The sequence below is a fragment of the Pirellulales bacterium genome (genome assembly GCA_035939775.1).
In the GTDB taxonomy this organism is placed as follows: Bacteria; Planctomycetota; Planctomycetia; order Pirellulales; family DATAWG01; genus DASZFO01.
The window spans coordinates 1-8,069 of sequence record DASZFO010000363.1 but is presented as its reverse complement, the minus strand read 5'-3'; the positions used below and the strand labels follow the sequence as shown (position 1 = coordinate 8,069).

Annotated in this window: 10 protein-coding genes; 6 read left to right on the top strand and 4 right to left on the bottom strand. The window is 60.7% G+C overall.

The annotated features are described in order from the left end of the window. Nucleotides 1–335 (bottom strand): hypothetical protein (locus VGY55_24125; protein ID HEV2973076.1); only part of this gene is annotated, 335 nt, incomplete at its 3' end. Between the two features lie 288 nt (nt 336–623). On the opposite strand from VGY55_24125, the gene VGY55_24120 reads away from it, so the two are divergent. Further along, the gene (locus VGY55_24120) at nt 624–1,823 is read left to right on the top strand and encodes a lactonase family protein (protein ID HEV2973075.1); all 1,200 of its coding nucleotides are present in this window, start codon (nt 624–626) and stop codon (nt 1,821–1,823) included. A 93-nt stretch (nt 1,824–1,916) separates the two neighbouring features. Here VGY55_24120 and VGY55_24115 read toward each other — a convergent pair whose 3' ends face one another. After that, nucleotides 1,917–2,798 carry a hypothetical protein gene (locus VGY55_24115; protein ID HEV2973074.1) on the bottom strand — a complete coding sequence of 294 codons (882 nt, stop codon included), beginning with the start codon at nt 2,796–2,798 and terminating at the stop codon, nt 1,917–1,919. Nucleotides 2,799–3,010: 212 nt separating this feature from the next. Then, the gene (locus tag VGY55_24110) at nt 3,011–3,535 is read right to left on the bottom strand and encodes a hypothetical protein (protein ID HEV2973073.1); all 525 of its coding nucleotides are present in this window, start codon (nt 3,533–3,535) and stop codon (nt 3,011–3,013) included. A 168-nt stretch (nt 3,536–3,703) separates the two neighbouring features. On the opposite strand from VGY55_24110, the gene VGY55_24105 reads away from it, so the two are divergent. The 3 genes from VGY55_24105 (at nt 3,704) to VGY55_24095 (ending at nt 6,522) form a co-directional block, all read left to right on the top strand. Then, nucleotides 3,704–4,816 (top strand): Ldh family oxidoreductase, encoded by a 1,113-nt coding sequence (locus tag VGY55_24105; protein HEV2973072.1) that lies wholly within the window; start codon nt 3,704–3,706, stop codon nt 4,814–4,816. Continuing rightward, nucleotides 4,813–5,049: an ATP-binding domain-containing protein gene (locus tag VGY55_24100; GenBank protein ID HEV2973071.1), complete on the top strand. Its 237-nt coding sequence runs from the start codon at nt 4,813–4,815 to the stop codon at nt 5,047–5,049. The genes VGY55_24105 and VGY55_24100 overlap by 4 nt, the downstream gene beginning before the upstream one ends. 219 nt (nt 5,050–5,268) lie before the next feature. Beyond that, on the top strand, nt 5,269–6,522 hold the full coding sequence (locus VGY55_24095; protein ID HEV2973070.1) for an efflux RND transporter periplasmic adaptor subunit: 1,254 nt from the start codon (nt 5,269–5,271) through the stop codon (nt 6,520–6,522). A gap of 33 nt (nt 6,523–6,555) precedes the next feature. Here VGY55_24095 and VGY55_24090 read toward each other — a convergent pair whose 3' ends face one another. Continuing rightward, the gene (locus VGY55_24090) at nt 6,556–6,807 is read right to left on the bottom strand and encodes a hypothetical protein (GenBank protein ID HEV2973069.1); all 252 of its coding nucleotides are present in this window, start codon (nt 6,805–6,807) and stop codon (nt 6,556–6,558) included. Between the two features lie 238 nt (nt 6,808–7,045). Between VGY55_24090 and VGY55_24085 the strand changes: the two genes are divergently transcribed. Together VGY55_24085 and VGY55_24080 are read left to right on the top strand one after the other, a co-directional pair. Then, entirely contained in the window at nt 7,046–7,240 is a 195-nt protein-coding gene (locus VGY55_24085) for a carbon storage regulator (protein ID HEV2973068.1), read from the top strand. A gap of 16 nt (nt 7,241–7,256) precedes the next feature. Next, nucleotides 7,257–7,943 (top strand): copper homeostasis protein CutC, encoded by a 687-nt coding sequence (locus VGY55_24080; protein HEV2973067.1) that lies wholly within the window; start codon nt 7,257–7,259, stop codon nt 7,941–7,943. Nucleotides 7,944–8,069 lie beyond the last annotated feature (126 nt).

Sequence of the window (8,069 nt, the reverse complement as noted above, 5' to 3'; positions counted from 1 at the left end):
AGGTCTTTCACCCCGGCGTCGGTGACGTTGGTTCTGGCCAATTCATGCGTTTGAAGATTGATCAACCGTTTGAAAAGTACCAGCCCAGCATCGGTGATTTTGGTTCTCGTGAAATCCAGAGATCGGAGCTGAGTCAACTCTTCAAGTTGCACGAGTCCAGCGTCCGTGACTTCGGAGCGGCCGCTAAAATCCACTCGATAGACGCTACATTCTCCGGCCCACTCAAGAAACCAGCTCGGTTCGGACGGGTTTGCGGGATTGTTGTAAAACACTCGGCCGCCGAGCTTGACAAGTGCTTCCACTGCTTCGCGATCTTTAAGCTGTTGTTTCATCATTGCTGCATTATCCCCGACCGCGGGCAGCCGGAGCAAGGCTGCTGGGGCGAGACGCTGAGCACGTTATCGCCGTCGTTGACGTGCTACCGACCGATGGACACGATAGAATTCTGTCGGAAGCAGAAGTCTGCGTCGCTCTATTTTGCGGGAATTGTGTTTCAACCTCTCGTTTCACGTGCTCGAACGATCCCGTCAACCAGACCGGCTGTTTTCATCATGATTCCGCACGATAGTTCGCGACGTTCGTTCTTGAAAACCTCGGTCGCACTTGCGGGGACGACAACCCTCATGAATGGTCTGCTCCAAGCTCAAACGCGAGAAGCGACCGGACCACTCGTTGCCTATGTCGGAACTTTCAGTTCTCCGCTCCGCGACGTCTTGCCAACCCAGGTGGATCTACCGCCTGGCAATGGTCGCGGTATTCACCTGTTTCAGGTTGATCGCGCTACCGGGGCCATGACGCCCTCTGGCATTTACGAGATGGGCACAAGCCCTAGTTGCCTGGCTCTAAATCCCTCGGGAACCCGCCTGTATTCGGCGAATGAAACGGATCGCGTGGGCGCCGAGAAGGAAGGCACGGTCAGTGCCTTCTCCATCAATCGAGCCGACGGGAGATTAAAGCTGCTCAACGCCGTTCCTTCGGGCGGCGCCGGTCCGACGTATGTGAGCGTCAATCCGTCCGGACGATTCGTGTTGGTGGCTAACTATTTTGGGGGATCCGTCGCGGTGCTGCCGATTGGTCCCGACGGTCGGCTGGGCGCCGCGACCGATATCAAGAACGATGCCGACAAGATTGGCCCCATTAGGGCGACCAACGCTCCCCCGGGCAGCTTTGCCGCGAGCGGACATGATCGAACCCATGCGCACATGATTCAGACCGATCCCTCCGGGCGCTTCGTGGTCCATGCGGACGTGGGGCTGGATAAGATCTTCGTCTGGAAGTTCGACGCGCGGAAGGGCGTGCTGACTCCGAGTGAACAGCCGGCCGTCTCGCTGCCGCCTGGAGACGGCCCCCGGCATTTCCACTTTCACCCCAGTGGCCGCTGGCTCTACTCGATTCAGGAAGAAAGCTCGACCATCGTTCTATTTGACTACGATGCAGCAACAGGTCGGCTCACCTCGCGGCAGACGATTTCCACCGTGCCGCCCGGGTTTGCCGGCAGCAACTTTTGCTCCGAGATCCTGGTCTCCGCCGATGGCCGGTTTGCCTATGCGGGGAACCGGCTGCACGACAGTATCGGGATTTTTTCCGTTGGCCGCGACGGCGTCCTAACTTATGTCGGGGAAGAATGGGCGCGCGGTGATTATCCTCGCAGTTTCAACTTCGATCCCACCGGCCAATTCCTCTATTGTTGCAATCAGCGCGGCGACAACATCGTCGTCTTCCGTGTGGATCGCAAAGCGGGCGGCCTCAACTTCACCGGCCACTACACCGCCGTCGGCAACCCTTCGGTCATCGTTTTCCTTGATCTTTTGAAGTCGGGGTGAAAATCTCGGACCCGAGCCGCGGGAATCACCATTCGGCTGGGGCCGTAGAATGCCGTCCTGTCGGGCCAAACGGAGCCGGCTGGCCGGCGACGATTAGCTTTGATCAATCTTCGCGCCCGGATCTTCGTATTCGGGGGCGTACGCCTGCACTTGCAGGAAGACCTCATGCCCCTGATAGATTCCCTCGATCGACACATGCGGGCCATCGTCGTCGGTGAGGCCAAAGGCCTGCCAGGAAAAATCATCCACGCGGTCGAACATTGATCGCAGTCCGTCCAGATCCAGGAAGAATCCAGGAGCGACGATTTCGCCATCGTTGGCACCGCCGATCAGCTCGACGGGTGGGAGGTAGATCAACACGACCCAGATTCCATCCTCTTCGCTGTATCGAACCCCCAGCGGGCCGGCCACGCCATCGGCCGTCACGTGGTCGGCCACGGCCTCGACCATTTCATTCAGCCATGCCACGGGACCGGGTCCGTGAAAATACTGCCGCCCGTTTTCGCTTCGCTTCCGGAATCCCTCCGGATCATCTCGGAATTTCCGGGCCAGTTCATGCTCGCCGAACTCTTGGAGCTTGTCGGCGAAGATCCTGTCCCAGGCCACACGCTGCTTATGGCGCAGGGTCTCATATTCCTCGGGCGCCTCGTTGGGTCCCCAGAAATCCGCTTCCTCAAGGCCGTGCGCCCGTTCGATCGCCGCGAGACGTTCATCCATCTCACAAAAGGCTTTTTCCGCGAACTGGCTGGCGATGACGTCAATCTGCCAGGCGACCAAGTAGAATCCGGCGTCGTCGGACACGGTCCCCGCGTTACGGATCGACTGGTAGACCTTGAGCCGTTCTTCTTCGCTGGATTCCGGTCCCAGCGACATCCAGGCTTCGTACCAGTCGGGCCGGATTGGTGCGGCCGCAACCACGCTTGCCAGCTTGGTGTTGATCGCCGCGTGCAGGAAACTGTTGTCACGGATGTTCATGGTTGGGCGTCTCCGTTTCAGCTTCGTCCGCTCGGCCGGACATTCAGGCTAATCCTAGCCGATCGCCCACCGTCGCTCAGGCGCCGGCCGGCAAGCCGGTAATGGCAGTCGCTGTCTTGGCCCCTCGGATTTGGAAATACTTTCCCGACGGCGAACTCGGGTTGCGGCCGACGACGTCCATTCCCATGGTTGTTTCCTCGTAGTTGCTCTGCCTACTTCCCCAATCGCTCGATCAGCCGGAGATCCAATTCACCCTTGGCTCCCCACCCCTTCTTTCCGTCCGGGATCTCCGGCCGGAATCGCTCGTAAAGCGAGTAGGCGGCCTCGGCCAGCTCGTGGCGATCGTAGCTCTTTGCCAGCCCCTCCATCGCCGATCGCACGAGGCCGAGATTCTCCCCAAACTTCTGCTTCAAATAAAGCTCGACGCTCTCGGGGTCGATCACGGCGGCGCCCTTGACGGCGCGAATGCCTTGAGGCGTGTTCATGGCCGGCACTGGCCGCCCGCAGATTTCGATCCACAGCTCTTCGCCGTGTGCCTTCTCGCGGGCCTGCTTGGCGGCCGTCTCGTGAGGTTTGAAGATCCCCAGCCGCCGGCCCTTGGCCTGAGCGTTCAGACCCGCCAGGGCCTTGCCCAGAGTCAGGGCTTCCTCCGTGCTGAAACCCAAACGCTCGGCGACAACCGCCGCCCACAGCGTCAGAACGGGCGCTCGGTTGATCGAGATCCGCGTGGTTGACATGGATCGCCGGGCGTGAATGGGGCTTGGACCCGTAAATCTCGCCCCCATTCTCCGTCACCCAAAACCGTTCGGCAAGCGTCTGTGTGGGCACGCCCGAGTCCCTGTACATCACTTGTCGGCGCATTAGAATCACCTTCTTGCACACCCATTCCATCCCGAGGTGACACCATGCCCCGACCGGGAGACATCATGACTGTCGCCGAAAACCGAACTTACCCCATTGAGCGTTTGCATGAATTCTCGACCCGCGTCTTCATGCATTGCGGCGTGCCACGCGACGACGCTCGCCTCGCCGCTGATGTATTGGCCGCCGCCGACTTACGCGGAGTCGATTCGCACGGTGTCGCCCGGCTCCTCGCCTACTTCGACATGCTCGATCACGGCCGGATCAACCCGCAGGCGAACGTATGCGTTATCCGCGAGTTACCCGGCACCGCAACCGTGGACGGTGACAACGGACTCGGCTTGGTGGTCGGCCCCAAGGCGAACATCATCGCGATGGAGAAAGCGTTGGCGGTCGGTTCGCGATGGGTAAGTGTCAGGAACTCAAACCATTTTGGGATTGCCGGCTACTACCCGTTGCAGGCCCTGAAGCATGACCTGATCGGCTGGGCAATGACCAACTCCACCAAGATCGTTGCGCCGCTATGGGGCGCCGAACGGATGCTCGGCACCAATCCTATTGCCGTCGCCTTTCCAGGGTTGGAGGAGCCGCCGATCGTCATTGACATGGAGACCAGCGCCACGGCTTACGGCAAAATCGAGATCGCCTTGCGAGCCAGCAAACCGATCCCGGAGGGATGGGCCATCGACAGCGACGGCCTGGCGGTCACGCAGCCGCAACAAATGATCGACGGCGGGGCACTTGTCCCGCTCGGCGGCACGCGCGACCAGGGCGGCCACAAGGGATTCTGCTTGGCTGCCCTGGTGGACATTATGAGTTGCGTGTTGAGCGGAGCCAACTGGGGACCGTTCGCGCCGCCGTTCGCGCTGCAGCAAGAGATCCCCAGTCGCAGCGTCGGAAAGGGCATTGGCCACCTCTTGGGGGCGCTGCGGATCGACGGCTTCATCGACCCCGATGCCTTCAAGCGTCAGATCGACGAGTGGGTGCGCACTTTTCGCGCGACGAAACCCGCTCCTGGCACACCGGGCGTTGTTATTCCTGGCGACCCGGAACGCTTGGCCGAAGCCGAGCGGCGTGTGACGGGCGTGCCGCTGAGTCCGGCCGTCGTAACGGACCTACGCGATATTTCGGCCCGCACTGGTGTGCCGTTCGAGTGAGAGACGCCTCTCAGGGGTTGGGTCACCGGACGCGCGTCGTCATTCCCCTGCATACCCAGCACTACCTCATGCTCCAGAGAAACCTGCTTTATACGGCGGTCACGCGGGGCAAGAGACTCGTTGTCCTGGTGGGCAGCAAGAAGGCATTGGGGATGGCCGTGCGGCGGATCGACACCCGCCAGCGACACACCACGCTGAGAAAAAGGCTTCAAGAGGCACAGCAGCTCGTTTGAAATTGGTGTCCGCATTTAGAAACGCCTGATGCCACGGTTGATGACGAGCTAAACGCCATTCGGCGTTCGCAAGTCCGATCCCACTGGCGCGGCACACCCGATGGAATCGACATTTCAATGCGTGCCCGGCCGCGGAATGGCGAGCGGTTATGATCGGCCTTGTCGCCTGATAGAATGGCCGTCGGTGAGACGACTTAAAACGACACGGGAGAAACTAACATGTTTTTACGTCCTACCGGATTCAAGACGTCAGTTAAGGCTCTCTTGGTCGCGACGGTTGCGGCCTTTCTTTCAACGCCGGCGAATGCCGACGAGCCGGCGGGCGAACATCCCAAGCCGCCGGTCTTCCAAACAGCGAAGGTAACGCGCGGCGATCTGGTTGTCGCCGTTCGCGCGACGGGAACCATCGAACCGGAAGAAGTCGTCGATGTCGGCGCCCAGGTCGCCGGATTGATCACGGATTTCGGCCGCGATCTCGATCACCCCGACAAGTCGATCGACTACAATTCGCGCGTTGAGCCGGGCACGTTGCTTGCGCACATGGATCCCACGCTGTACCAGACTCAGCGAGACTCCGCTAGAGCCGGCCTAGAGCGCGCCGAGGCCAGCGTATTGTTCGCCCAGGCGAAGTCCGAACAAACCGAAAGCGAATTGGATCGAGCTAAGTCAGGACGTCTTAAGAAGACGGTCAGTGAGGCCGACTACAGCGCCGCGATCGCGAATCAAAAAATGGCCGAGGCCTCGCTCGCTATTGCGAAGGCCGATGTCGATCAGGCGAAGGCTGCGCTCAGACAAGCGCAGATCAACCTCAGTTCCACGGTGATCGTCTCCCCAGTGAAGGGAACGGTTATCGACCGCCGCGTGAACATCGGGCAGACGGTGGTGGCCGCCCTCAACGCGCCGAGTCTGTTTCTCATCGCGCGCGATTTGAAAAGATTGGAGATTTGGGCCTCGGTCAACGAAGACGATATCGCCAAAATTCACCCGGAGCAGGCCGCAAGATTCACCGTGGGCGCCTTCCACGACAAGATGTTCGATGGCCGTGTACGGCAAGTCCGGCTCAACGCGCAAATGACGCAGAATCAAGTCACCTACACGGTCGTCTTGACCGTCGATGGCACTGACGAAAAGCTGCTCCCCTACATGACCGCCAATTTGCAATTCGAGGTCGCCCGGCGGGATAACGTTTTGTTGGTTCCGAACGCCGCCCTCCGTTGGCGACCACGGCCGGAATGGGTCGTTCCCGGGGCGGAGGAGAAAGTTGGCGGGGAAGCGTCTGCGTCGAAGAGCCGCGACGACCAACTGAAGACCCCACCGCGACGCCGCGTATGGGTTCGAGATGGAAAGTTCGTACGGCCGGTCGAACTGCAGATTGGCATAAGTGATGACGCGACGACGGAAATCACCGGCGGTGATTTGAAGGAGGGCCAGGAGGTGGTCGTTCATGCGACGCCTGCCGCCCAAGCGAAGTAACCGGGACCACCTGCTTTGGCTGTCCCCATTTCGTCACGCCGCCTTCGTCTGCCGCGGCTCACCGACCTCCACGACTCGCAACACCCGGCCATCGTCGCCGTAGAACCTGACCTGCCCCTGGCTCGCCATCCAGACGCCCCGCACGCTGGTGAACTTGAACTCGCGGCCGACGTAGTAGCCGGCCAGCGTCAGCAGCGATTCGCCGATCGGCTCCGCATCCGCCAGCCCAAGGTCACGGAGCGTGCGACGAACGAGTTCGCGGATGGACTCGGTGCTGGGTTCCATCGGGGGCGGCGGATTCCTGGGATTTGTGGGGGCGGAACGATACTAATTCATCGGCACGATGTCGAGGTCGGTGGCAGACCAGGAACCGCACTATATATGCCTGCTTCGCGGCAGCGAATCGTTGCTAGCAATGCCAGCAGGCCAATAGGATACTTCTCAGGCGGCTGAGCGAGTGCTATGTTGCCCGACCAGGCCAAGATCGAATGCGGTCCGACGCCACTGGAAGGAGGGCATGCCGATGCAAATCTTCACACTGAAGAAGAACGATTCGTTGCTGATCAACGGCGAGATCGTGGTCAAGCTGGTCGCCATCCACGATGACACGGCAAGGCTAGCCTGTCTTGTTCCGCCCGAGGTGTCGGTCCATCGGAAAGAAATCTTCGACGCAATCGCCAGGACCGCGAGCCACGAGCGCGACCATCACTTCGGCTGAGGACGAGCGCCACTCGATGTCGCGGAGAATTCTAGAAGTTTGTCTCACGTCGGCCGATGAGGCCGAGGCGGCGGAGGTTGCTGGCGCCGACCGGCTCGAATTGAATGCCGCGCTAGCGCTCGATGGCTTGACGCCATCGCCTGGCGTGTTGCAATCCGTGCTCAAAGCAACATCGCTGCCGATCATCGCGATGGTCAGACCGCGGCCCGGAGGATTCTGCCCTGGCGACGCCGATTTCGCGGCCATGCAAACTGACGCCGAGTGGCTCTGCGAAGCCGGAGTGGCCGGAATCGCGTTTGGCATTTTGCACTCCGACGGGAGCATTGACCTGCAGCGCTGCCGGCGGATCCGCGAGACAGTTGCCGGCCGCGTAGCGGTGGTATTTCATCGTGCATTCGATACGGCTCCCGACCCGTTTGTCGCGCTAGAACAACTGATTGATCTTGGCTTCACGCGGGTGATGACCAGCGGGGGCGCCAAAACGGCGCTCGGCGGCGCAGACGTCATCTGTGAATTGATCGAACGAGCGCGTGAGCGCATCGAGATCCTGCCCGCCGGCGGCATCGCGCCCGCTAACCTTCGCGAACTCATGGCACGAACCGCCTGCCGACAGGTACATGGCTCATTTCGGCAACGAGGCTCGCCGCATGAGGCAACTGACCTGTCGGCCGTGGCCGCAGTGCGCGAGCTGCTTGATTCTTAAGTAGATAAAAAAGGGCACTGCTGTGATGGACAACCCGTGCGGCAGGGATAATCGAACACATCCGGATAGGCCCGCGCGAGTCGAATCGTCTCGGGATCGCCCGCAGCCAAAGCCTGCTCGATCTGC